The sequence below is a fragment of the Sphingomonas sp. IBVSS2 genome, assembly GCF_002127225.1.
Lineage (GTDB): Bacteria > Pseudomonadota > Alphaproteobacteria > Sphingomonadales > Sphingomonadaceae > Sphingomonas.
In genome coordinates this window covers 259,802-283,217 of sequence record NZ_NFUR01000001.1, presented here as the reverse complement: position 1 = coordinate 283,217, position 23,416 = coordinate 259,802, and the positions used below count along the sequence as shown (strand labels likewise).

Genomic DNA, 23,416 nt, shown 5'->3' with positions numbered 1-23,416 from the left:
TCGGCAGGGAAGCCTGTGGGCGCGCAATGATCAGCGGCTGCGAACGGCTTCTCCCAACGCCTTCAGCAGCTCGTCCATGTGAAAGGGCTTGCGCAAGATCGCCGTCGATCCCTGGATCGCCTCGATCGCTCCGACATCCGGAAAGCCGCTCGCGAAGACGATCGGAAGCCCCGGCCTGCGGCGGCGGATCTCGCTGGCGACTTCCACGCCGTTCATTCCGGGCATCGCGAAATCGAGCAGCAGCACGTCCGGCGCCGCCTCCTCGAGCAGGGCCAGGGCGGCCGGCCCGTCGGCGGCGCTGGTCACGACATGCCCCGATGCTTCCAGCGCGGCGGCGAACACGACCCGCAGATCCGGATCGTCGTCCACCAGCAATATCCGACAGCTCCTGCCCAGGGCGGCCGCGATTTCCGGCGCGCCCGGTTCGATCGGCATCGGTGCGCGATCCGTACGGGGCAGGAGCACGCGGACGTTGGTCCCCTGCGCGACCGCGCTGTCGATGCGCACCGTGCCGCCCGCCTGACGTACACTGCCATAGATCTGCGCCAGGCCGAGGCCGGTGCCCTTCCCTACCGGCTTGGTGGTGAAGAAGGGCTCCATCGCGCGCCGCAGCGTCATTTCGTCCATGCCCGTGCCCGTGTCCGCGAAAGCGATCTCGACATAGTCGCCATCGTGCATCTCGGGATCGCCGGCGATCGTGCGCAGTGCCGTCGAAATGGTCAGCCGCCCGCCGTCCGGCATCGCATCGCGCGCATTGATCGCCAGGTTGAGCGCCATCATCTCGACCTGGGTCGGATCGGCCATGACCGGCGCCGGCGAGGGATCGAAACGCAGTTCGAGAGCGATCATCGGGCCGAGCGTCCGGCGCAGCAGATCGGCCAGCGCCTCGATCACGTCGCGGATCAATATGGGTTGCAGCTGGATGTCCTGCGAACGGGAAAAGGCAAGCAGCTGCGCGGTGAGCCTCGATCCCCGTTCGGCCGCCTGCAACCCGGCTTCGGCGAAATGCCGAACCTTGTCGGGCTCGTGCATGCGGCGGCGGATCAGCTCGAAGGCGCCCACTACCGCACCCAGCACATTGTTGAAGTCGTGCGAAAGGCCGGCGACCAATTGCCCGACCGCTTCCATCTTCTGGCTCTGGAGCAAGGCTTCCTGCGCGCGGCGCAGCTCCATCGAACGGGCCTCGACACGCGCCTCGAGCGTCGCGTTGAGCTCGCGCAGCTGATCCTCGACCGCGGCACGCTCCGTCACCAGGCGGGTGCGTTCGGCAATCTCCTCCATGAAGGCGATCTCGTCCTGCCGCCAGCGCCGCGGATGGCGATCGTTGAGATAGACGATGGTGCGCAGGCGCCCGTCGCGCAGGAACGGCACCACCAGGATCGAGCGCGTGCCGACCTTTCGCGCGGTGTCGCGCGTATGCAGTTCGTCGCTGAGTTCCGCTTGCAGCAGGTCCTCGATAACGACCGTCTCGCCCCTGCCGAGCGCGGCCACGATCTTGATCCCGAAAGCAGCGGCCGGAAGCCGGCCGAGGAGCGGCGGCACGGTTCCGTCCGTCCAGCAGACATCATAGTCGAACAGGTTCTCGGCCGCATCCAGCCTGCCATAGCCGGTGCGGGTGACGCCGAAATGCTTCCCCATCAGCGCCGCGACCTGGTGCAGCGCCTTGTCGGTATCGCGCTCCCGCAGGATGTCGGCGATCTCGAGGCGAAGCGCGCTCCGCGCCTCGCGCCTCGAAAAGCCCTGGAAGAGCCGTTCCAGCGTCGCGGCGCCCAGGGCAAGCAGCAGGATCAGGACGGTGATGGCGGCGATGGCGCCCGCGAGATAGGCTTGCCCGACGCTCGGCAGCCCGTCGCGTATGTCGGCATATGCGCCCACCGTGAACACCGCGGCGCGCATGCCGGAATAGTGCATGCCCGCTATGGCAAACCCCATCAGGATCGCGGCGGCGATGCGATGGCTCATCTTGCGGTCGCGGGAGGCGAGCCAGACCGCCGCGGTGGCGGCGCCGAGGGCAATCACAACCGAGATGCCGAACCAGAGGGGTTCATAGCGGAGCGTTGCCGGCATCCGCATGGCGGCCATGCCGACATAGTGCATCGCGAGGACGCCCGAGCCGATCAGCATGCCGGCGGCGACGATCCTCCCCCGGGATACCGACTGCCAGTTCAGGGTGGCGAAGCCGACGCCGGTGAACCCGAGCGCGAGCGCAAGGGAAAGCAAGGTGAGCCCGATGTCATAGCTCATCCGCATGCCCGGCATGTGGAAGGCCAGCATGGCGACGAAATGCATCGACCAGATGCCACCGCCCAGGGCCGCCGCCGCGGCCGAGATCCATACGCGCCGCGTCCAGCCCGTGGAGGATCGGATGCGGCTGGCCAGACTGAGCGCAGTGAAAGACGCGAAGATCGCAATCAGAATCGACAGCATCACCAGAAAGGCATCATGGCTGCCGGTCATAACCATGATCTGCTAAATTCCACGCCGCACGAATTCTTGCAATCGGCTTGGCATTAAATTCCATGTCCGGAATATTTGGCCCGGCCCATTATGCGATGTCGCATCGGGAAAATACAGACGAAGAAACCTGTGCCGGCGCCGCCTGACGATCGCCTGTGGGGCGCGCGTTGCCGATAACCGAGGCGGCAATCCCGTCGCGCTCGTGCCGGATGACTGGCGGCCCGGCTTCGGCCGTCACCTCTAATGCGCGGGTGCCGCGGCCACGGGCGGGTTTGCCGCGGCCCCGCCGCCGGCCGGCGGTGCGGCGCTGGACCCGCCGGATGCGCCTGCTGCCGGTGCTGCGGGAGCCGGTGCGGCGCCGCGCGGCGTGACCGGTGCGAGCGCCGGGGCGGTCACCGTCTGCGCCGGCGCCAGGCCCGTTCCGCCGCTGGCCGCGACCGGTGGATTCGCGGTCCCGTTGGCGGTGATGCGGGCGCGATCGGTCTCGGCCGCGATCTGCGCCTCGCGCTCGGGGTTGAGCGTGTTCAGCCGCAGCCGTTCGACCGTGTTCTGCGATGCGATCCGGTCGAGCGGCACCTGGTCGGTGCGGAAATGCAGCTCGACCGAGCTGTCGAGATCGGCCGAGACGTTGGTGCTCTCGTTGGTGGTCACGTCGTCGGTCCGCACATAGCCGATGGTCGAATTGACCGATGCCGATGCGCTCCAGAATCCGAACCCGCCCGATGCGCTGGCGGCGAGCGAGGTGCGGGTGTCGAAGCCGCTATGCTCCTGCTCGCGCGCTGCCGATTGGGCGTCGATATGGAAGCGCATCGACGCGGCGATCCTCCCGGAATCGATGACGATGCGCTGCATGCCCATCTGCACCATCGTCGCCAGCATCTGCTGGCGGTTGCGCGCCAGCGAGCTGCGCACGAAGGGGATCAGCTCCTGGGCGCCGGTGCCGGGGATCGCGGCGTCCGGCTCCAGGTTGAGCGCCGCGCGCACGGCATCGATCGTCGGCGGGGCGCCCGTCGGGGCCAGCCGGATCGGATCGGGCACGTCCTCGGGGTCGGGCACGTCGCGCGGATCGGGCGCCTCGGGCTCCTCGATGCGGAAGCTCTGGGGAAATTGCTCGGCGAGCCAGCGCTTGGCGGGATCGTCGCTCGATCCGCCGGTCGAGGCGAAGCCGTCGAGCGACTGCGAGACGCCGCGGACGAGTTCGATATATTGCCGGAGCTGCTGCTGGTTGGTGTCGACCATCGCGCGGAAGATGCCGTTGATCAGTTCGGCGACGAAGCGCGGGAAGCTGATCGCGCGCAGGACGGCATGGGTGGTGCCCGCGACGCCCGCGACGGCGGTGCCCGAGACATGATCGCCGGCGTTCATCCCGGCGGCGAGGGCGGCGGGTTTCCTCCGCGCGGCGCCGGCCGCGGCTTCGGTCTCGAACAGTTGCGCGGCGTGCGCGATCCGCACCAGCGCATTGGCGATCTCGTGGCGGTCGCGCGGGTCGAGATCGTCGAAGCCCCTGGCCGCGGTGAGCGAATCGCGGATCGCGCCGCGCACCGCCGGCGAAGGGGTGGCGAGCGCCGTCGCCACGGCTCAGCTCCCCAGGTCGCGCCAGCTGGTGCTCGCGCCGCCGGGAGCGGATGGGGGATTGGGCGCCGCGGGCGTGCCACCCTGCCCGCGCACGATCGACAGCGTCTCGTCGACCCAGTCGACTGCGGAATCGACGACGGGGTCGCTGGGCTGGACCAGGTTGCCGCCGGCGGTCTCGATCGTGTCGACATGCTCGGCGAGCCAGGCGAGCACGGCCATGCCGGCACGGCCCCGGCGCAGCAGCGTGAGCGTCGGCCGCGGCGTGCGGCGGAACTTGCGGTCGATCGCGCCGACCGCGTCCCACAGGGTGCGGGCATGCAGCAGCGCGCGGACCTGCGCATTGTTGAGCAGGGCGATGGCCTGGGAAAGCGTGTCGAGGATCTGGCGCGCGAGCATCAGCACCATGCCGCTCGCCGCGCCGGAGACATTCTCCGCGACCTGGATCGCGGCCTGGCGTGCGTGCCCCTGGCTGCCGCCGTCCGCAGCCTTCATGAGCGCGTCGCACAGGTTGAGCAGCAGCTCCTCGAACGCGCCATTGGCACGGGCGCCGACATCCTCCGGGCCGGTGGGTGCGCCAAACAATCGCCCGAACAGCGCCAGCCGCTCGGCTTCGCTGGGCCGCTGGTTCCGGCTCTGCCAGAAGCGCTCGATCGCGGGGGCCGCGTCGCCGACGTCGCCCTCGAGCGCGCCGGTGCGCATCAGCCGGGTGAAGTCGTCCGCCGCCTGGATCAGGCCCGCCATCTCCAGCGTCGAGGCGAGATAGAGGCTGGCGATGGCGCGCACCTGCATCGCATCGGCACGCGCGGCGGGCGGCAGTTCGATATCGCCCAGCTCGGCGAGCATCGTCGCATGCGCATGTGCGGCGAGGAGCAGCCGCTCGGCATCGTCGACCGCGCGGATAAGCCCGTGCGGCAGGGGTGGCCGCGCTTCGAGCGCGAGGGCAAGGCTGGTCGTGTGCTGCATCGCTCAAGGCCCCGCCGGCACGGGCGTGGGTGTGGGCGTGGCGGCACCGGGTGCCGCCGGCCGGGTGCCGCCGCGCGGCGGGGGCGGTATCGAATTGCCCTGGATCGCGCCGATCATCTCGGGCGTGGCCATCTTCTCGAGCGGCAGATAGTCGGACTTGAAGTTCACCCGCACCTCGCCCTGCATCTTGGCCGCAAGCTCGAGCTTGGACTCGCTGGTCTCGTCGACGCTGGTGCTGACGGTGGCGACATGGGACTGTTCGTTGACGTTCACCGAGCCGCCGCCAAAGCCCAGGAAGCTGCCACCGAACGCACTGACGTTGCGGTTGCGGCTCGACTGGCGGTCATAGGCGGCGGCGCGATAGTCGCGCTTGGCTTCGTCGGTGGCGCGCATGTCGAACTTCACCTTGGCGGTGATGGATCCGTCGGTGACCACGATGCGGTTTATCCCCAGCATCACCATCGAAGCGAGCAGCTGCTGGCGCGACTTGGCCATCACGATGCGCGCGGCGTTGACGAACGCGGCCTCCGTCTCTTCCTCGCCCAGGTCGGTGGGGGCGGGCCCCGCCATGCCCAGGGTCGCGTGGATCTCGCCGAGCGCCGCCTCCTCGTCCTCGCCGGTGACGCGCAGCTTGGTCTTGCCGCTGTCCGTGTCGACATCGAGCGCCAGCAGGTCGGGGAAACGATCGACCATATAGTCGCGGCCCTGACCCATGCCGATATTCTCGGCCATATATTCCTCGGCGGTCTTGGCCACCGCGGCGATCAGTTCGGCATAGGCGCGCATCTGCTCGATCGTGGTTTCGACGATCGACTTGAAGACATTGTTGATCAGCCCGCCGACGAACGCCGGGAAATCGACATTGTGGACGAGGTTGGTGAACTGCTGCGTGCCCTGCGCCGCTGCGCCGGCGACGAAATCCTTGCCCGCGAAGCCCGGCGACCGGGAGAGGTTCTGGCGGGTCTGCTCGTTGGCATCCGCCATGCCGCGTGCCGGCGCGGTCGCCGCCTGCTCCACGACGCCGGCAGGATCGTCGATATAGGCGAGAACCTTCACCATGTCGTTGGCAAGCTTGGCCTGCTCGGCCGCGCTCAGCATCGCGAAGGCGGGGATGCCGGTGAGCATCGCCTGGACCCTGGGGCGCACCCGCGCGATCGCCGCCGGGGTCATGCCGCCCGGCCCGCCATGGAGCGGCGGCGATTGCGGCTGCGGATCGGAAGGGAGCGGCCCGGTCATGGTTCAGGCACGGGCCGGCGCGGGGGCGGGCGCTGGGGCAGGCGCCGGCGCCGGGGCGGGCGCGGGTGCCGCTGCGGCGGGCGCAGGCCCCGGCGTATATTGCGGCTTGTTGTGATCGACCGGCTTGGAGCGCATCTGGATCGCCGCGATCATCTCGGGCGTCGCCATCTTCTCGAGCGGCAGGTAATCGCTCTTGAAATTCACGTCGACGGTGCCGGCCAGGCTGGCCTTGGCGGTGATCTGGTCGACGCTCTGGTCCTGTGCCACCGCCTGGGCGGTCATCACCGGCTTCTGCGAATATTTGTACTTGCCCTTGGTATAGTAATCGGAATCGTAATTGCCCGTGTAGGTGCTCTTCCCGCTTTCATAGGTGTTGTTGTAGTCGCCCTTGGTCTTGCCGCTGCGCTCGCTTTCGCCTTCGCCGTCGGTGGTCACCGCAAGGTTGCCCGCGGCGTCGCGCGCATAGTCGCGGGCCATGGCGGTGCGCGAGAGCGTGCGCTGGCTCGACGCGTTGAAGTCGTAGAGGATCTTCGCCTGGATCTTGCCGTTGGTGACGACGATCCGCGACAGGCCCATCATCACCATGGTGGCGAGCAGCTGCTGGCGCGACGTGGCGATCTGGCCGCGCGCGGCCTTGATCAGCGTCTCCTGCACTTCGGGATCGGTGACGTCGATCGAATCGATCTCCTTGTCCGCATAGCTGCCCAGCGCGTCGCGCACGTTCGACAGCCCGGCATCGAGATCCGCCCCGTCCTTGACGCGCAGCTGGGGCGCTCCGCCGGAGAAGGAGTCGGTGCCGATGTCGAACAGGTCGGGAAACTGCTCGCAGAGCTGGTCCTTGCCGTCGTTCGAAGTCGTGTTGTCGTCCCGGAACTGGTTCAGCGACTTGGACACGTCGGAGACCATCTTCGAATAGGCCTCCATCTGCTGGATGTTCGAGGTGATGATCGAGTTGAACACGCCGTCGATCAGCCCCGAGACGAATTCGACGAAGTTCACCTGGCGCATGAACTCGCCGGCCGCCTGGGCGCCGGCCATCAGCGAACCGGCAGAGAATTGCTCCTTGCCGATATCGTCGACCGCCTGCTTGTCGGACTCCCACTGCTCCTGCCCCGTCGGTCCTTGCGCCATCGACTGCGCGGTGACCGACTGCGTCCCCGCCTCGGCCTTGCCGACCAGCGCGTCGGCGATCAGCGCGGTGTCGCGCGCCACCTGCATCTGGGCGTCGGGCGGCAGCTGGTGGAAGGACGGCGTTGCGGCGAGCATCTCGCGCACCTTGGCGCGCACTTCGGGCCGCGGCGTTCCCTCGGCCGGCACCTCGGGCCCGGGGGCGGCGATCTGGGCGGGAGCGTTCATTTCTTCGGTCCTTGACTGGCCGGCCGCGGTTCAGGCGGCGACGGGAACGGGCGGCGCGGCGCTCACCAGCGAGGCGGCGGGCGTGATCTCGAACTCCACCGGGCGCAGATAGAGCTTCACCTTGGGCGGGCCGCTGGGGCCGACGCGGATGCCGAGGATGGTGAAGCGGCCGGGCCAGATGTCGTCGGCGGGCGTGAACGCCTCGAGGAAGCGCTCCAGCGCCGCCAGCTCGCGCGGCCGTTCGCGCAGGTTCATGGTGAGCAGCTGGAGGAAATTGGGCGGCACGTCCGGGATCGCATCGAGCATGATCTGCAGATCGAGCTCCACGCCCTGGGGGCTGCGCCCGAACGCGACGAGGGCGGCGCCATCGGGCACGTCGAACCGGCCGCCCAGCGCGACGCCGACGATCTGCAGGATGCTGGCCAGCCGCTCGCCCAGGCCCAGCTCGTCCAGCATCGGCCGCATGTCGGCGATGCGGAAGCGGTTGGTGAGCAGGAAGGTGATCCATTGGCTGCCATAGTCGCGCCCGGCCACCAGCGTGGTGAATACCGGGCGCAGGCCCGGCATCGCCGCCATCGCCTGGCCGATCAGCCGGGCGAGCGCCGGGTTCACCTCGGTCATCGGATTGCCGCCGCCGCCCTCATAGGTGACGGTGGCGCTCTCCAGCCCGTTCTGGTCGAAGCTCGATCCGAAGAAGGCGCCGTAGCGCAGGCCGCCGGAGCGGGTGAGGCTGCGATGGCTCTCGCTCGCGCCGTCGAACCAGAACAGTGCCTCGCGGCCGAAATTGTCGCCCACCAGCCGCCGCATCTCGCGGCTGGCCATGTCGCGGCGCTCGCATCCCGATGCCTCGGGGCCGAGCGGCTCGAGATGGAAGGCGAGCGCGCGGCTCTGGTTCGATCCGAACACCGGCTCTATCGGCGCGGCACCCGGCACCAGCGCGTTGGCGGCATAGCGCGGATCGCCGAGGGGCAGGGGGAAGCTGTCCTCCAGCATCCGCCCGACAAAGCCCATCGGATTGGCGGTACGCAGCTTGCGCGAGGCGCTGACCAGTCGCCCCTTCACCTGCGTGCTGAGTGGTTCATAGCCCATGGCCTTGCTCCTCCCGCCCGCGTTCAATAGCCGGCATAGCGGGACGGGGCGTGCCCGTTCGCCCGCGGCGCCTGGTCATAGCCCATGCCCATGCCGAGCCCGGCGCTGTCGAGCAGGTCGCGCGCGATCGACGGGATCTGGATCGGCCGGCTCGTCATGTTGGGCGCCTCGCGCGGCTGCGACATCTGCTCGATGCGGCCCTCGTCCATCGCCGAGTCCGCGAGCCACATCTCGCAGGCATTGACGAGGTCATAGTCGTTGGGATGCGACACCGCCGACTGGCCGCGCGGACGGGTGGGCGGATTGCCGACGATGCCGAGGTCGACCATCGGCGAGGTGGGATCGCGCAGCCGCTCGGTATTGCCGGCGATCCATGCGGTGATGATCGCGCCGCTGGTGGCGAGCATCCGGTATTTGGAGCTGTTGCGCGCGCCGCCCAGCTCGGTCTGGGCGACCTGGTCGATCACGCCCCACATGTCGTTCGCGCCGAAGGCCGAGAGCAATTCCCGGTCCTGCAGCAGCGCGATCATGTCGTTGATCTGCTTCTGCAGGTCGGCCGCCGCGTAGAAGGCCATGCCATAGCCGTGCAGCGACATGTTGGTGGCCAGGTCGCGCGCCGCCTTCTTCACCTGTTGCTGGTTGACGGCCATCGGCGTGGACGCGCGGATCAGCGCGTCGACGCGCGCTTCGCGCACCAGCGTGGAGACCGAGGAGACGAAGCGCAGCCACAGGTCCTGGAACTCGGTGTTGACCTTGATGCCGGGCTGGCCGGTCGGCAGGCCGAGCATCATCGCGTAGAAGCCCTGGCGCTCGCTCTCGCTCATCCGGTTCGGCGCCTCGCGCCAATAGCTGTAGAGCTGGGTGCCGGCGGGCCCCTTCACCAGCGCGAGATCGCCGCGCTGCGACATCTCGACCAGCTTGTCGACCACCTGGAACGCCTTCAGCTCCTCGAAGGCGGAGGCGAAGATGAACGAACCCATCAGCTTGCAATGGCTGGCGACGACTTCGAAGGCGGTGGTCGCCTCCAGGTCGGGCAGGTCGATGACGATGTCGTGCATCGCCTGGTCGTCGCCGAGCGCCTGGACCTTGTCGAACTGGTCCTCGACCAGCCGCTTCAGATTGACGTCGCCGGCGGTGACGCCGCGATCGACCAGCCCCTCGAACACGCGCGCATATTCGGCGGAAGAGACGCCCGGCTGCTGCTTGTCGCCCTGGATGTTGACCGCGGCGGCGACCTGCTTGAGCGTGCGCTCGGCAAGTTCGAGCCGCCCCGCAATGCGGCCCACCGCCTTGAACAGGCCCTCTCCGAAGGCGGCGCTGTTCGGGTCCGCCGGGTCGGGCTGCGGGGTCTTGAGCTTGCTGTGCTCGACGACGATCAGCTGTGGCAGCGGCGTGCCGTTATACTGGAGCAGGCCGAGGATCAGGCCGACGCGGGCGACTTCGGCATCGCGTTCGGCCTCGGTCGCATTGTCGCCGGCCATTTCGGGGAATTTGAGGATTCCGCCTTCCTGCTCGACGTCGCGCGGCCGAAGCCCGGTTTCCGCCGAGGCCAGCGCGGCGCGCGCCGTCGCGAAGAGGGGGTCGAAATAGAGCCGGTTCTTCTGGGTGCCGTCGATCAGCGCCTTCAGGTCCTTGACGCGCGCCAGCTCGGCGGCGTCCGCCTGGCTGAGCTGGCCCAGCTTGGCGAGCCGGGCGGTGAGATTGGCATGGCTGTCGAGAATGGCGTCGCGGGCGGCTTGCTCGCGCTTGGCGATATCGACGAAGCGGATGGTCGGGATCAGGATGTCGGCCATTTTCAGAGTTCCTTTTTCGAGATCGATGTCCTTCGTTGGAGGCGCGGGGGGCGCTAGCGCGCGGGGCGGGCTCTAGCCGTCATCGGCGCCTCCCAATTCGGTGGTGTCGTCGGCGTCGATCGCGCGATCGAGCAGGGCGAGCGCACGCGCCGCATCGAGGATGCCGGCGCCGTTGCCATCGGCGATGTCGGCGCGGTGGGGCTGGGCGCTGGCGATCAGCACCCTGCGGATCGTTTCCGGATCGAGCGCGGCGGCGCGCTCCTGCGCCCGGGCGACGAGCAGGGCGGCGGCACCGGCGACGAAGGGCGCCGCGAAGCTGGTGCCGGTGGCGCGCTGATAGCCGTCCAGGTCCGCGGTGCGGATGCTCACGCCCGGCGCGCACAGCGCGACATGGTCGCCACTGGTCGAGAAGCCGGCGACCCGGCGTTCGGCGTCGACGGCGCCGACGGCGATCACCTGGGGAAAGGCGGCGGGCCAGTAGACGCGCCGGTCGCCGCTGTTGCCCGAGGCGGCGACCAGCGTGCAGCCGCGCTCGGTGGCATAGGCGACCGCTTCGGCATGCGGCTTGGGCATGCCGGGCTCGATCGCCTCGTCATCGGTGCCGAAGCTGCAGTTGATCACATGGGCGCCGAGCTGGGCGGCCATCACCAGCCCCATGTCGAGGTCGCTGATCGCGCCGATGCCGATCGGCTTGTGATCGGGCGGCTGCGCTGCGCCGAGCGAGCGGATCGGCAGCAGGCGGCAGGCACCGGCGACGCCCGGCGGCAATCCCGCGCCGCTGCCGCCGATGATCGCGGCGCAGGCGGTGCCATGGCCGACATAGCGATCGGTGGGATCGGTATCCGCGCCCTTGTTGTCGCCGAGCAGCCGGATGCCGGTGGCGAGCTGGCCTTCGCTCAGCTGCACCGTGTCATAGCCGCGGCGGAGCCGATCGCCCGTGTCCGGCGCCTGGCTGGAGAATTCGGGGTGATGCGGGTTGATGCCGCTGTCGACCACGCCGACGATGACGCCGCCATCCCCCGCACAATAGGCGAGCGCCTGGCGCGCATGGATCATGTCGCGCGGGTCCCAGCCCTGATTGTCGTCATCCTCGTCGCGGCGGGAAGGATGGGCAGGGCCGTCCAGGCCGACCGTGCAGAGATAGTTGGGCATCGCCGATTCGACGATGTCGAGCTGCATCAGCGAGACGGCGAGCGAGCCGATATGCGTGTCCGGCTCCACGTCGAGGCGCAGCACGCGGGCGATGCCGCTGATCTCCTCGGCCTCGCTATAGCCGCGGTTGCGCGCGCCGACCGCATGGAGCGCCTGGGCGGCGGCGTGGAGGCGGGAGACGCGCAGCGTGCCGCCGAACGACTTGACCACCCGATCGAGTATGTCGTGCTGCGTGGTCTCGGCGGGCTGGGCGGCGCGGCGGCGGACGTCGAGTGCGGCGGGGATGCCGGCGGGCACTTCGCCCAGCTTCAGCCGCACGAGCAGGCTGCCGGGCGCGGCATAGGCGCCGGCGCGGTGCGCCCAGGGCTGGACGAGGCGGCCGAGCCGGGCGGTCATGGCCGGCCTCCGTCGAAGCCGTTGGAGGGCGGGGTCGGCAAGGGGCGGCGCGGCGCCTGGTCGAACCACAATTCGGTCGGCGCTCGGGGATCGTGGGTCAGGCTCATCTGCCCGGCGAGCTGGTCGCGATCGGGAGCGAGGACGAGCTCATTGTCGTGCGCCTGGACGATATCGACCGGGCGGCCGGCAATCGTCACCTGGGGCGGCATCCCGCCGCGCAGCAGGTTGCGGCCCTTGACCCGCAGCCGCTGGCGCAACTCGTCGGCCTGGCCGCTGTCGTCGGCGCCGTCGCGGCTGACATCGTCGACCATCGGGCGCGAGGCGCGGGCGAGCACCTGTTCGAGCTTGTCCGGCGCGAGCCGGGTGATCCGGCCGACCGAATTGGAGAGGCCGCGGCGCTCGAGCTCGTTGAGCTTCTCGACGGTGCGTACGCCGATGCCTTCCAGGCGGCGACGCTCGGCGGGGTCGAGCTCGTCGCCCAATGCCGAGAGCGGCACGTCGTTCTTGTCGTCGACCGAGAGCGGGACGGCATTCTCTTCGATCATCGGCTTGGTGATCGCGGTGAAGACGAGATGGAGGACAGTGGGGTCCTTGTCGCTGGGTCCCGCCGGGCGGATGCGCAGCTCGCCCTGGTTGAGCTCGAGATGCGCCTTCAGGTCCATCGAGATGTCCCGGATCGCGAAGGTCAGGGGCAAGCGGTCGTTCTGCGCCTTGAGCGTCATGCGGGCCTGGGCGGTATCGAGCTGCGACTGCACCGCCTGGATGAAATCCTCGAGCGCCACCGCTTCGCCGGTCTCGCCGATCATCGCACCTCCTCCACCGGCAGCGTGCCGATACTGAGCGAGAGGCGGCCGATCGGGCGGTCGAACCAGGTGCGGGTGCGCGTGCGCGGCAGGTCGGCGCGGACCAGCGGGCCGGCGGGGCCGGCCTCGACCCGGGCCTCGATCGGCAGGTCGAACGTGACGCCCGTCGCGCGCAACCCGACCGCCGGCAGCGCGGCGACGCCGTCGAGCAGCTCGCCGATCAGGTCCTCCAGGGGGCGGGGGGCGGCGTCGGTCACGCGGCGCCTCCCGGGGGCGCGACGGGTGGCGTTATCGGCGTGGGCGCCGCGGGTGCCGGTGCCGGCGCGGGCGTCGGAGGCGGCAACGCGGCGGCGGGTGGTTTGGCGGCCACCTGCGCGGGGCGGGCGGCGCGTTCGAGCAGGGTGCGCCGCGCATCGTCGACGAACCGGTCGAGCGGCAGCGTCTCGCTCGCGAAGTTGATCTTCACTTCGCCGAACAGCTCGGCGTTGAGCTGGCTGTCGGTCTGGGCGTTGACGCCGACGGTCGAGACCTTGGTGACCGGCGCCTGATAGGAGGTGCTGCCGCGCGTCGACCAGCTGCCCGACGGCGTCGCATTGCCGGGATCGTCGCTCACCGCATAGTCGACCGCGGTCTTGTCCGCCGCCGCCGCGCGGAAGCGCAGGCGCGCGGTGATCGAGCCGTCCTTCACGACGATACGGTTCATGCCGAGCATCACCAGCGTCGCCAGCGTCTGCATCCGGTCGCCCGCCAGCCGGTCGCGCGCCGCGGGGACGAGCTGCTCCTCGATCAGTTCCGGAGTCAGTTCCTGGCCGCCCAGGCCGAAATCGGAGAGCCAGGCGGGCGCATTGCTCTCGCCCGACTCGCCATTGGCCTTGCGGGGCACCAGCGTGCCCTCCGCATCGCCGCGGGCCAGCCCGATATCGCCGGGATATTGCGCGATCAGCCAGTCGCGCGCCTGATTGGCGGTGACGTTCTCGTCGCGGAACTGGGAAAGCGGCTTCGATATCGCCGCCACCAGATCGGCATAGCTGTCCATCTGGCGGATCGAGGAATCCACCATCGCGTCCCAGGTGCCGTGGATCAGCGAGGCGACGAAATCCGGGAAGTTGAGTTCGTCGGAAAGCGCGCCGGCGCGCCGGCCGATCGTCTCGGTTGCGGGCGGTGCCTTGCCGGCGCCGGAGGGCGCGCTCGCTCCCGGCGCGTCCTGCGGCGCGGGCTGCGGCTGCGTGCCGTCATTGCCCCAGAACGAGCCCGCCATGGCGTGCGCGGGCATTGCGGCGTGGCTCGCCTGCCGGGACGTGGCCGCAGGGGGCGGCGGGAGGGAGCGGGCACCCGGCATCGGATCACGCGTATGCGAGCGGGCGGGCTATGGTGGTCGGCGTGCCGCCGCCGGGCCGCGAGTGCTGGACCCAGCGGCTCTCGATGTCGTGCGTGCCGTCGGCGTAGAGCGTGATGCGCGAATGGGCGACCTGGTCGTCGGCGATCACCTCGTCGAACGTATAGGTGATGTTGACGTGCAGCGCCGGCACCTGCGCCGGCCCCGCCGCGCTGGCATGCGAGCTGCGGGCATAGAGCCGGGCGTCGTCCTCGATCGTCGCGTTGACGGTCAGGCCCCAGCCGGCGGCATCGTCATGGCCGATATCGTCGATATAGATATGGCCGAGCGAGGTGCCGTTGTATTGCCAGCGGATCCGCAGCCAGCAATAGATGTCGTCCAGCCCGAAGGTGCCGCCGACCATCGGCCAGTCGCGCAGCTCGATGGCGCCGTCCTGGAAGGCGGCGGGGCGTGCCGGTGCGCGGTCGCCCGGATGCTTGATGCCGTTCCAGCTGGCGAGGTTGGTGTGGATGTCGCCGCTATTGGCCGCGATGATCTGCACTGCGGTGCCCGCGATCGTGGCGGCGGCACCGATGTCCAGCGCGCGGGTGCGGGCGGGCGGCGGTGCGGGCAAGGTGCGGGGAGCCGCCATCGCATAGCCCGCAGGCGCGGTGGTGCCGCCGTTGATCTGGCGCCCGGCCGGGACCCCGCCACTCAGGATCTGCACATTGACGGGATTGCTGCCCGAGGCCGCCATCTCATACTCGGTCTGGAAATCCTCGTAGCGCAGGATGTAGCGGCTGCCGCGCGCATGGGTGGGGGCATAGTCGCCGGGGCTGCCGGGGCTGCCGACCGGACGATCCCAGGGATCGGCGATGCGCACGAAATAGTCGCCGCCGCTCGAATACATGCCGACGACGAGCACGGCATGGCCCGACAGGATCGTCGAAGTCGCGATCTTGCTCACATAGAGCGGGCCGTTGTTCTCGATCAGCGCGGCGAAGCCGTCGGGCGCATAGCATTGCGGCGGATGCGCGGTGAGGCCCAGCCTGGCCGCGGCGGCGGCATGCTCGGCCCAGGGCAGGCCCTGCTCGATGTCGTTGCCGCAGCGCTGCGCGATCGTTTCGGGCGAGACGCTGCGTTCGTCGCGCCAGCCGAGCAGCATGGCGATGGTAGTGGCCCAGCAGCCATTGCCGGTGGGTTGCGGGATGAGCTGCACCCCGTCCCAGTTGATCGACCAGTCAGCCGCGGCCATCGCGCGGGCGGTGCGCGGCGCCGCCATGGCGAAGCCCGCGGGCGCGCCGGTGCCGGTGTCAGGCTGGCGGCCTGCCGGTATGCCGGCATAGATGATCTGGACATAGGCGGGATTGCCGTCCGCCGCCATTTCATACTCGGTCTCGAAATCCTCGAACCGAAGGATGTAGCGGCTGCTCCGCTCGTGCGTGCTGGCATAGGCGCCGGGTGCGCCGGGCGTGCCGACCGGGCGATCCCAGGGATCGACCACGCGGACATAATATTGGCCGCCATCCTCGTACATGCCGACGACGAGCACGGCATGGCCCGACAGGTTGGCCGCGCTCGCCATCTTGCCGACATAGAGCGGGCCGTGGCGCTCGATCAGGCTGAAAAAGCCCTCGGGGGTGTAGCATTGCGGCTGGAGCGTCCCCAGGCCCAGCGCCGCGGCGACGGTGGCGCGCTGATCCCAGGGGAGCCCCTGTTCGATGTCGCGGCCGCAACGCTGCGCGATCGTCGCCGGCTCATAGCATTTCTGGTCCTTCCAGCCGATCAGCATCGCCAGCGTGGTCGCCCAGCAGGCATTGTCGTTGGGCTGGGCGATCCAGTCGACGCCGTTCCAGTTGATGCTGCGGCCCGTCGCCTGGGCGCGGGCATAGGCGATCGTGCTCGCCGAGGCGCGCAGCGGATCGGGCCGGCTCGCGCTTTCGAGCCTTTCGAGCAATGGCGTGACCGCTGCCTCGGCCAGGCCGAGGTCGAGCGCTTCCCCGATCCGCGCCGCGAACATGCCGCCGATCCGGCTGGCCCGGTCTCGCGCGCCGGTGCCGGGCAGGGCCGGGGGCACATAGGCGGCTTCTTCCTGCCCGAATTGCAGCGCGAAGCCCGCGCCGATCGAGACCGCGCCGCCGATGCCCTGGTCGGCGCCGTCGAGCCACAGCTCGGCGCCCACCACGATCTCGTCGCCGACATTGAGGGCGGCCACCTTGCGCAGGCCGGCAAAGCCGTCGATGCCGCCGGCATTGTAGCCGAGCTTGAGCCTGGCCTGGAGCGCGAGCTTCAGATGCTCGATGAAGTCGCTGACGCCCTGCGCGTCGAAGCTGGAATCGGCAGTGCCGAACAGCGCGGCCTGGCCGTCGGGCGCGAAGACGGCGCCCAGGCCGCCGCCGAACACCGGCGTATCGAGCGCGGGGCCGACCGAGATCGTCACGTTGCTGCGCGCCGCGAGCTGGGGCAGCGCGGCGAGGAACGCGTTGAGCGGGTTGATCAGCCCGGTGATCCCGAAGCCGGCCTGCCATGCGGCGACGAAGGTGCTGCTGGCGCCGCCGAACCGGTAGAGGCGCGGCGGATTGACTTCGCTGCCCGCCGTCGCGGCGGCGGTGCGCACCTTCTCCATGATCCAGCCGAGCGCATCGCCGGCGCCGAGCCCCGATGCCATGTTGAGCGCAACGCCGCCGCGCGATCCCGCCGCCATGGGCGCGGACCGCGCGAGCCCGGCGCTCTTCGCGGGGATATCGGGCATCGGGCCGAAGCCGTCGTCATAGCTGTTGCCGCCGCCCGGCGCCGCCGGAGTTCGCGTCGCGGCGATCGGCGCGGCGGCGGCGGGCGGGGGCGCCGCCGCACGGCTGCCGGGCTGCGGGGCATCGCCCGCCCATTCGAGCACGGGCGTGGTGCGCGGGGCCGTGTAGCTGCGGCGCAGGCTGCGCCCGGTGAAATTGCTGAGCGCGACATAGGGACTGCCCTCGCGCGGCAGCGCGTCCACGTTCAGCCCGCCATTGCCGGCATGGCCGGTCGCGAGCCCGAAATAGATCTTCTGGCCGCCGATGAAGCGCGCGAGCACTTCGGGCGGCACCACGAACACGCCGTCGCCGCGCGGCACGCTGAGCCGCCCCTGCTCGTCGCTGCAATAGAAATTGGCGGCGGTGCGATGCGGCTTGTTCGCGGGATCGAACAGCGAGACGTCGGTCGCCAGCACCACCTGCACCTCGACATCGGGCCGGTCGACGCGAACGGCGAACCCCAGCATCGGGAACCGATCGCTGACCTCCATGCGGTTGGGACGGATCTGAGCAGTCATGGATCACCTGTCGTTGCTGGAAGGGGAATTGCGGCCGGCATCGTCGCCGGGGGCCGTATCGGATCGCGTGCGCGCGGCGCGCAGCGCGCGGGCGCGCTCCTCGAAGTCGCCGATCGAGGAGAGGACGATGTCGAAGGGGCAGCTTTCCTGGCCGATCTGGGCGACCGGCCCATTTTCGCGCTCATGCTCGTGGACCGAGCGGGCGAGGAGTTCGGAAAGCATCTTCGCATAGGGCGGGGTGAGCACCAGCCGCGTGTGGATGGCGATCGCGCCGACGCCTTCATTGCCGCTCGGATAATATTGGCCGAGATCGATCAGGAACTCGAAGGGGTTCTGGCCGAGCTCGAAATAATTGACGTAGCTGGCGGGCGCGCGGGATGTCTCGCCGCGTATCGCCGCGTCCGCATCCCTGTCCGCCACGCTGCCCTGGTTCATCCGGCATGCCTCCTGACGGATCGGGAGCAAGCCGCGTGCCAGACCATGAAATGACTTTATTGCAAGGGATTACCCTGTCGGCCTGCCTATGGCTGCGTAACAATGGCACGGCACCGACGTATCAGGGTTACGCGCGCCCGTTACAGCGCGGGGCCGTCCTCGGGGCCTTCGGGGCCGGCGCGGGTCATCTCGTACTTGGTCATCTTGCGGTAGAGCGTCATCCGCGACCAGCTGAGTGCGCGCGCGGCCTCGGCGCGGTTCCAGTCGGTGCGGTCGAGCGCGGCGCGGATACGGGCGCGCTCGTCCTTGCCCGAGCGATCGAAGCTGCGCTGCAGCCGCACAAAGGCATCGGGGATATGGTCGCGCCGGATCGCGCCGCGCGGGGGATCGATGAAGACGGCCTCGACGAAGTTGCGCACCTCGCGGACATTGCCCGGCCAGTCATAGTGCATCAGCAGGTCGAGCAGCTCGGCATCGGGCGCGGCGACGTCGCAGCCGCAGCGGCGATTGAAGCGCTCGATGAAGTGCGTGATGTAGAGCGCGATGTCCTCGGTTCGCTCGGCGAGATCGGGCAGCGTCACCCGGGCGACATTGAGCCGATAATAGAGGTCGGCGCGAAAGCTGCCTTCCTCCACCTGCTGCTCGACGTCGCGGTTGGTCGCCGCGATCACGCGCAGATCGACCTTCACCGGCTTTTCGCGCCCGATCGGCTGCACTTCCTTCTCTTCCAGCAGCCGCAGAAGCTTGACCTGGCTGAACGGCGAGAGCTCGCCGACCTCGTCGAGGAACAGCGTGCCGCCGGCGCCGGCGATCACCGCCTTGCCCGTCTGGCTGCGTACCGCCCCGGTGAAGCTGCCGCGTTCGAACCCGAACAGCTCGGCCTCGAACAGGCTGTCGGGAACCGCGCCGCAGTTGATCGCGACGAAGGGCGCGCAGCGGCGCTCGCTCAACGCATGGATGGTGCGCGCGCAATGTTCCTTGCCGGTGCCGGTGGAGCCGGTGATCAGCGCCGGGGCGTCGCAGCGCGCGATCTTGGGAACGATGGTACGCAGCCGCACCATTGCTTCGCTGTCGCCCAGCAATCCGGTCACGAGATCGTCCACGCCCGCTCACCCGACAGCATTGCGCGCCCGCCCCGGAGCGATACCGGGGACGTTCGACCATGAGAACACGGAAAGACGCGGCGCGCCTTCCGGAACTGGCAATGTACATGTGAAGCAGCCGCGACCCCTTGGCGGCCATGATATCTAAGGCGACTCGACAGGCTGTGGATAACTTTAACAGACCGGACAGTCGACTCCTATTAATGGTGGATACTTCGTCTACTCTTCCGCCGATATCCGATTTCGGGATCGAGACCGTGCGATGCGGGAAATCCCACCGGGCCGGATCTTTCGTCGGGTCTATAAACGCGAATGGCGGAAGATCGGCCCTGCGATCCCCCGCCATTCGCGTTCATGCGCGGCCGCGCGCGGTCAGTTCGCCGTGAAGACGGTCGCGCCCGCGGGGTTGTACTTCACGGTGACGTAGGAATTGTCGCACACATTGATGCCCATCCATACGCTGTTGCTGTTGTCGGCGAAGTTGAGCTTCAGATCGTATTTGCAGACGGTGCCCTTGTTGAAATGCACCGTCATCCGGGCACCGGACTTCACCGTCGCGTCGTCCTTCTTGAAATCGGGATCGATCTTGTTGGGTTGCCAGGTGGTGGTGCCCGTCGGCGCGATCTCGACCGTCTTGATCGCCTTGCCGGTATTGTTGATCAGCACGAAATCCCAATCGTCCGCCATTGCGGGCGTTGCGATCACGATTGCGGCAATTGTCGCCAGACCCAGTTTCAGCATGAAATGCCCCTCCTGCTTTTGCCGGCAAAATGCGCCTGTCCGCGGCACTCCGCAAGCCGATTCAGAGGGAGCGGACCAGGCGGATCGCTTCGGCGATCCAGGGCGGGTCGGCCACCACTTGCTGGCGGGCGCCGGCGCCGAGGGGGAGGAGGTGGAGCCGGTCGCCCTCCCGCCCGATCAGCCGTCCGAACAGGAAGCGGCCGGCAGGGCGAGGCACGAGCACGTCGCGGTTGAGCGCACCGGCAAACCCCTCGGGCGCCAGCGTGCGGCACCAGATCTCGTCCCCGGCGCGATAGTCGCCGATGCCCGCCGCCACCGCCACCGCCACCATGCCCGGCTCGGCATGCGGGGGCACTACTGCCGCCGGCCGGCGCGGCGCCTGGGCCCCGGCATTGTCGAGCATGGCCGCCACCGGGATCTCCGGCCGTTCGGGCAGCCTGACCAGGTCGGCACTGTCCACCCCGAGCGCGGCGGCGATGCGATTGAGCCATCCGACCGAGACGGTGCGCGTGCCCATCTCCAGCCGGCCGATCGTCTGCGCCGTGGTGGCGGGCACGCAACGCGCCGCCACTTCTTCCAGCGTGAGCCCCTTGGCGCGGCGCACTTCGCGGATGGCGGTGATCATCGGCACGTCTCCTAACCAAATCGGTTTTCTTCTTTCCTACAATCGAGCCGTCATGGCAAGGGGGTGGAACGGAAACAAAAGGAGATCATGCATGCGCGAGCTGGTGGAGCGGACGATCGCGGACGGGGCCGGGCCCCGGCGGCGGGTCACGGTGAACCAGGCCGAATCGCCGCTGGCGTGGCTGGCGGCGCGCGGCCATGTCAGCGTGCGGCAGCTCGAGGCTGGGGAAAGGCTTCGTGCCGATTACGAGACGGCGGCGTTGGGGCCACGCGTCACGATGCGCTGGGACGCCGCGCCGGTTGGGCGGTCGCCGGGCGGCGCGCCGGAACGGCTCGACCCCAGCCTGGCACAGATCGCCGCGCGGCGCCGGTTCGACGGAGCGGTGACGGCGGCCGGTGCCGGGCTTGCCGACATATTGTGGCGCGTGGTCTGTGCGGGCGAGGGATTGGGGCCGGCGGAGAAGGCGCTGGGCTGGCCGAGCCGCGCGGGCAAGCTGGTGCTCTGCTTCGCGCTCGATCGCGTCGCCGATTTCTACGGCATCAGGTGAGCGGCTCGGGTGCTGCGGTGCCCTTGCCCACGAAGCGGCCATAGGCCCAGCCGATTCCGATCAGCGCGAGGCCGAGGCCGAGGAAGGAAAGGATGCGCAGCAGCCCGTCGAGTGCCGCGGCATCGATCAGGAATACCTTGAAGGTGACGCCGGTAAGCAAGGCCAGGCCGAAGACGCGCAGGTCGCGCGCGCCGGCGGCAATGCCCCGCCACAGCCAGAACAGCGCGAGCGCCAGCATCGCGGCGCTGTATCCGCCATTCTCGCCCGTGCCGATCGGACCGGTGAGCAGGTTGCCATGTGCGGCCTGGCGCACCGCCGCCAGCACGGCCAGGAGGGCGAGCAGCGCCGCGCCCGGCCGCCAGCGCGGGGGCAGGGTCCACAGCCAGAAGCTGGCGAGCGCGAGATGGAGCACGGCGGCGTTGAGGAGCGGCAATGGGCCGACCGCCTGGGGCTCCGCCAGCGGCGTGAGCAGCAACAGGTCGAACCACAGGATCCGGAACAGGCCGAGCGCGAGCAGCGCATGGCCGAGCGTGGCCGCCCTTGCGCGGCGCAGGAGCAGCCAACCGGCGGCGAGGCAGGCCTGGGTGAGCAGTGCGCGCTCGACGAAGCCGAACGTCTCGAAACGCGGCAGGGTGGCGATGGCGAGCGGCTGTTTGGCGAGCGCATAGAGCAGCAGCACGCCGAGCGTGATGGCGAAGAGCGACGCGACCCGGCGGACCCGGCCGAACTGCGCGGGGTCGAGGAGCAGTGCGGCGGCAAGCGCCACCGGCAGCGCCAGGTCGCGCAGCAGCTCGGGCAAGGCGGGGAGCAGCGCATAGGGGAGCCGCTCTCCGGAAAGCGAGGCGAGGATCAGCTCGCTCAGCGCGCCGAGCGGCAGCGCGGCGGCGATCAGCGCGGCGGCGAGGGGATAGGCGGGCAACTCGTAGAGCAGCGGCGCGCGTATCTTGCGCGCCCACCAGGCGAGGGCGGCGGCGATGCAGGAAAGCGGCAAAGCGAGCCAGTCGCTCGGCACGAACTGGCCCAGGCCAAGTCCCGCGAGGAAGGCCGCCAGCGCAGTCGCCGGGACGAGCGGCGACTGCGTGCGGTCGGCACGGCTTCGCCAGGCCAGGCCGGACACTGCGGCCGCAGCCGCCAGCTCGATCCATCCCCATTGCACGGCGGATAGCAGCCCCGGCGCGCGCAAATGGGCGATGAGGAGAGGACCGGCGGTGCCGAGCAGCGCGATTCCCGCCCAGAGCGGGTGGCGCCGCGCCAGCGCATGGCCAGGGACGGCGAACAGCCCGGTGGCGAGAATCGCGGCGACCGGCGTGAAGCTGGGCGCGCGCAGGTCGATCGCGAGCATCTCGAGCACGAGCAGCAAGGCACAGGCGGCAAGCGCGCCGGGAAGGTAGATCGTGTCGCGCCAGGCGAGGAAAAGCGCGGCGGCGGCGAGGGTGAGGTAAAGGCTCCAGGCGAGCCAGCCGAAATCGAGCGCCGGGGCAAGTATGGCGAGTTGCACGCATCCTGCCACCAAGGGGGCCAGACGAAGCCAGCGATTGCCCGCGCCCGTGGCCGGCAGCGCTGCGCTGGCGCCGATCGCGAGCAGCATGGTGAAGGCGCCGACAGCGGAGAGATCGCCCTCGCGCGCCACCAGCATCGCGATTAGGAAATTGACCCAGGCGAAGCCCGCGACGCAGGCTGCCAGCGCCAGCCAGGCCCAGCCGCGATGGATGGCCAGGCCGAACAGGGCGGCAGTGAACAGCGCGAGATAGACGAGCAGCGGGCCGATCCCCGCTGCATCGAACCCGGCGACCAGGGGCGCGGCAAACCCGCCGATCAGCGCCATCGCCGCAGTGGGCGGCCCGTGGCGCAGCGCCAGGGCGAGCGCGCCGCCGGTGATCAGCAGCACGAGCAGGAAAGCGGTGAGCGGTGCGATCAGATGATAGAGCGCCGCCGCCATGTAGAGCGTGCCGTAGAGGCTCGCGATTCCCGCCCCGGCCAGCGCCTGGGCCACGCGTGGATCGTCGGCGGTGGCGGGCAGGCGCCGTACGATTTCGCTGCCCGCGATCAGCGTCGCGCCGAACAGCGCCGCGAGCACGGTTCGCGTTCCCGGCCCGAGCAATCCGCTCTCGATGGAATAGCGGACGAGGAAGAAGCCGGCGAGCACCAGCGCCGCGCCGCCGATCCAGATCGGCAATCGCCCGCCGATCAGCGTCTCGAGGCTGAACTGGGGCAGGGGCCGCGGCTCGACTCCGGTCCGCGCGGGCGCCTGCTTCGGCTGGGCTTCGGCGACCCGGCTCGGCGCTTCGATTGCGGGGGCGGGCGGCGCCGGGGATTCGGGTTGGTGCGCCGGTGCCTCGGGCCCGGCATGGTCACGCACGGCGATCAGCGATTCGACACGGCGCAGTTCTTCCTCCAGAAAGGCGATGCGCCGCAGCACGACATAAAAGGCCGCAGCCGCGCCCAGTACGAGGAGGAGAGTGAGAGCAATCACGCATCCCCTCTTCGCATAGTGGAGCGCACCTGTCGCGCATAAACCAGTTG

At 69.5% G+C, this 23,416-nt stretch carries 18 protein-coding genes; 1 reads left to right on the top strand and 17 read right to left on the bottom strand.

All coding sequences use genetic code 11. From position 1 onward, the window contains the following. Positions 1 to 30 precede the first annotated feature (30 nt). The 16 genes from CAP40_RS01235 to CAP40_RS01160 form a co-directional block, all read right to left on the bottom strand. The gene (locus CAP40_RS01235; RefSeq protein ID WP_086127543.1) at positions 31 to 2,463 is read right to left on the bottom strand and encodes an MHYT domain-containing protein; all 2,433 of its coding nucleotides are present in this window, start codon (positions 2,461 to 2,463) and stop codon (positions 31 to 33) included. A gap of 234 nt (positions 2,464 to 2,697) precedes the next feature. Further along, a complete protein-coding gene (locus tag CAP40_RS01230) occupies positions 2,698 to 4,032 on the bottom strand; it encodes a hypothetical protein (protein WP_086127542.1) in 1,335 nt (444 codons plus the stop codon). A gap of 3 nt (positions 4,033 to 4,035) precedes the next feature. Beyond that, on the bottom strand, positions 4,036 to 4,995 hold the full coding sequence (locus CAP40_RS01225) for a hypothetical protein (protein ID WP_086127541.1): 960 nt from the start codon (positions 4,993 to 4,995) through the stop codon (positions 4,036 to 4,038). Positions 4,996 to 4,998: 3 nt separating this feature from the next. Then, positions 4,999 to 6,231 (bottom strand): hypothetical protein, encoded by a 1,233-nt coding sequence (locus tag CAP40_RS01220; protein WP_179187845.1) that lies wholly within the window; start codon positions 6,229 to 6,231, stop codon positions 4,999 to 5,001. Positions 6,232 to 6,234: 3 nt separating this feature from the next. Then, entirely contained in the window at positions 6,235 to 7,587 is a 1,353-nt protein-coding gene (locus CAP40_RS20080; RefSeq protein ID WP_144034188.1) for a hypothetical protein, read from the bottom strand. 30 nt (positions 7,588 to 7,617) lie between these two features. After that, a complete protein-coding gene (locus CAP40_RS01210) occupies positions 7,618 to 8,676 on the bottom strand; it encodes a hypothetical protein (protein ID WP_086127539.1) in 1,059 nt (352 codons plus the stop codon). A gap of 23 nt (positions 8,677 to 8,699) precedes the next feature. Then, positions 8,700 to 10,469 carry a hypothetical protein gene (locus CAP40_RS01205; RefSeq protein ID WP_086127538.1) on the bottom strand — a complete coding sequence of 590 codons (1,770 nt, stop codon included), beginning with the start codon at positions 10,467 to 10,469 and terminating at the stop codon, positions 8,700 to 8,702. A gap of 72 nt (positions 10,470 to 10,541) precedes the next feature. Then, positions 10,542 to 12,017: a S8 family serine peptidase gene (locus CAP40_RS01200; RefSeq protein ID WP_086127537.1), complete on the bottom strand. Its 1,476-nt coding sequence runs from the start codon at positions 12,015 to 12,017 to the stop codon at positions 10,542 to 10,544. Next, entirely contained in the window at positions 12,014 to 12,823 is an 810-nt protein-coding gene (locus tag CAP40_RS01195; protein ID WP_086127536.1) for a hypothetical protein, read from the bottom strand. The genes CAP40_RS01200 and CAP40_RS01195 overlap by 4 nt, the downstream gene beginning before the upstream one ends. Next, positions 12,820 to 13,077 (bottom strand): hypothetical protein, encoded by a 258-nt coding sequence (locus CAP40_RS01190; RefSeq protein ID WP_086127535.1) that lies wholly within the window; start codon positions 13,075 to 13,077, stop codon positions 12,820 to 12,822. The genes CAP40_RS01195 and CAP40_RS01190 overlap by 4 nt, the downstream gene beginning before the upstream one ends. Beyond that, entirely contained in the window at positions 13,074 to 14,093 is a 1,020-nt protein-coding gene (locus tag CAP40_RS01185) for a hypothetical protein (RefSeq protein ID WP_144034187.1), read from the bottom strand. The genes CAP40_RS01190 and CAP40_RS01185 overlap by 4 nt, the downstream gene beginning before the upstream one ends. Before the next feature lie 70 nt (positions 14,094 to 14,163). Then, positions 14,164 to 17,442: a papain-like cysteine protease family protein gene (locus CAP40_RS01180; RefSeq protein WP_086127533.1), complete on the bottom strand. Its 3,279-nt coding sequence runs from the start codon at positions 17,440 to 17,442 to the stop codon at positions 14,164 to 14,166. A gap of 3 nt (positions 17,443 to 17,445) precedes the next feature. After that, positions 17,446 to 17,877 (bottom strand): DUF3467 domain-containing protein, encoded by a 432-nt coding sequence (locus CAP40_RS01175; protein WP_086127532.1) that lies wholly within the window; start codon positions 17,875 to 17,877, stop codon positions 17,446 to 17,448. Between the two features lie 140 nt (positions 17,878 to 18,017). Next, on the bottom strand, positions 18,018 to 18,980 hold the full coding sequence (locus tag CAP40_RS01170) for a sigma-54-dependent Fis family transcriptional regulator (RefSeq protein WP_218822097.1): 963 nt from the start codon (positions 18,978 to 18,980) through the stop codon (positions 18,018 to 18,020). 372 nt (positions 18,981 to 19,352) lie between these two features. Then, on the bottom strand, positions 19,353 to 19,721 hold the full coding sequence (locus CAP40_RS01165) for a hypothetical protein (RefSeq protein ID WP_086127531.1): 369 nt from the start codon (positions 19,719 to 19,721) through the stop codon (positions 19,353 to 19,355). Positions 19,722 to 19,782: 61 nt separating this feature from the next. Continuing rightward, positions 19,783 to 20,346: a helix-turn-helix domain-containing protein gene (locus CAP40_RS01160; protein ID WP_086127530.1), complete on the bottom strand. Its 564-nt coding sequence runs from the start codon at positions 20,344 to 20,346 to the stop codon at positions 19,783 to 19,785. Between the two features lie 91 nt (positions 20,347 to 20,437). On the opposite strand from CAP40_RS01160, the gene CAP40_RS01155 reads away from it, so the two are divergent. Continuing rightward, a complete protein-coding gene (locus CAP40_RS01155; RefSeq protein WP_086127529.1) occupies positions 20,438 to 20,893 on the top strand; it encodes a DUF6456 domain-containing protein in 456 nt (151 codons plus the stop codon). Here CAP40_RS01155 and CAP40_RS01150 read toward each other — a convergent pair. Continuing rightward, entirely contained in the window at positions 20,886 to 23,366 is a 2,481-nt protein-coding gene (locus CAP40_RS01150) for a DUF2339 domain-containing protein (protein ID WP_086127528.1), read from the bottom strand. The genes CAP40_RS01155 and CAP40_RS01150 overlap by 8 nt on opposite strands. Positions 23,367 to 23,416: the final 50 nt, after the last annotated feature.

Excerpts from the sequence above, each read along its gene's own strand:
- CAP40_RS01235 (WP_086127543.1), bottom strand. The coding sequence starts at position 2,463 with ATGGTTATGACCGGCAGCCATGATGCCTTTCTGGTGATGCTGTCGATT.
- CAP40_RS01225 (WP_086127541.1), bottom strand. The coding sequence starts at position 4,995 with ATGCAGCACACGACCAGCCTTGCCCTCGCGCTCGAAGCGCGGCCACCC.
- CAP40_RS01220 (WP_179187845.1), bottom strand. The coding sequence starts at position 6,231 with ATGACCGGGCCGCTCCCTTCCGATCCGCAGCCGCAATCGCCGCCGCTC.
- CAP40_RS20080 (WP_144034188.1), bottom strand. The coding sequence starts at position 7,587 with ATGAACGCTCCCGCCCAGATCGCCGCCCCCGGGCCCGAGGTGCCGGCC.
- CAP40_RS01210 (WP_086127539.1), bottom strand. The coding sequence starts at position 8,676 with ATGGGCTATGAACCACTCAGCACGCAGGTGAAGGGGCGACTGGTCAGC.
- CAP40_RS01205 (WP_086127538.1), bottom strand. The coding sequence starts at position 10,469 with ATGGCCGACATCCTGATCCCGACCATCCGCTTCGTCGATATCGCCAAG.
- CAP40_RS01200 (WP_086127537.1), bottom strand. The coding sequence starts at position 12,017 with ATGACCGCCCGGCTCGGCCGCCTCGTCCAGCCCTGGGCGCACCGCGCC.
- CAP40_RS01195 (WP_086127536.1), bottom strand. The coding sequence starts at position 12,823 with ATGATCGGCGAGACCGGCGAAGCGGTGGCGCTCGAGGATTTCATCCAG.
- CAP40_RS01185 (WP_144034187.1), bottom strand. The coding sequence starts at position 14,093 with ATGCCCGCGCACGCCATGGCGGGCTCGTTCTGGGGCAATGACGGCACG.
- CAP40_RS01180 (WP_086127533.1), bottom strand. The coding sequence starts at position 17,442 with ATGACTGCTCAGATCCGTCCCAACCGCATGGAGGTCAGCGATCGGTTC.
- CAP40_RS01175 (WP_086127532.1), bottom strand. The coding sequence starts at position 17,877 with ATGAACCAGGGCAGCGTGGCGGACAGGGATGCGGACGCGGCGATACGC.
- CAP40_RS01165 (WP_086127531.1), bottom strand. The coding sequence starts at position 19,721 with ATGCTGAAACTGGGTCTGGCGACAATTGCCGCAATCGTGATCGCAACG.
- CAP40_RS01160 (WP_086127530.1), bottom strand. The coding sequence starts at position 20,346 with ATGATCACCGCCATCCGCGAAGTGCGCCGCGCCAAGGGGCTCACGCTG.
- CAP40_RS01155 (WP_086127529.1), top strand. The coding sequence starts at position 20,438 with ATGCGCGAGCTGGTGGAGCGGACGATCGCGGACGGGGCCGGGCCCCGG.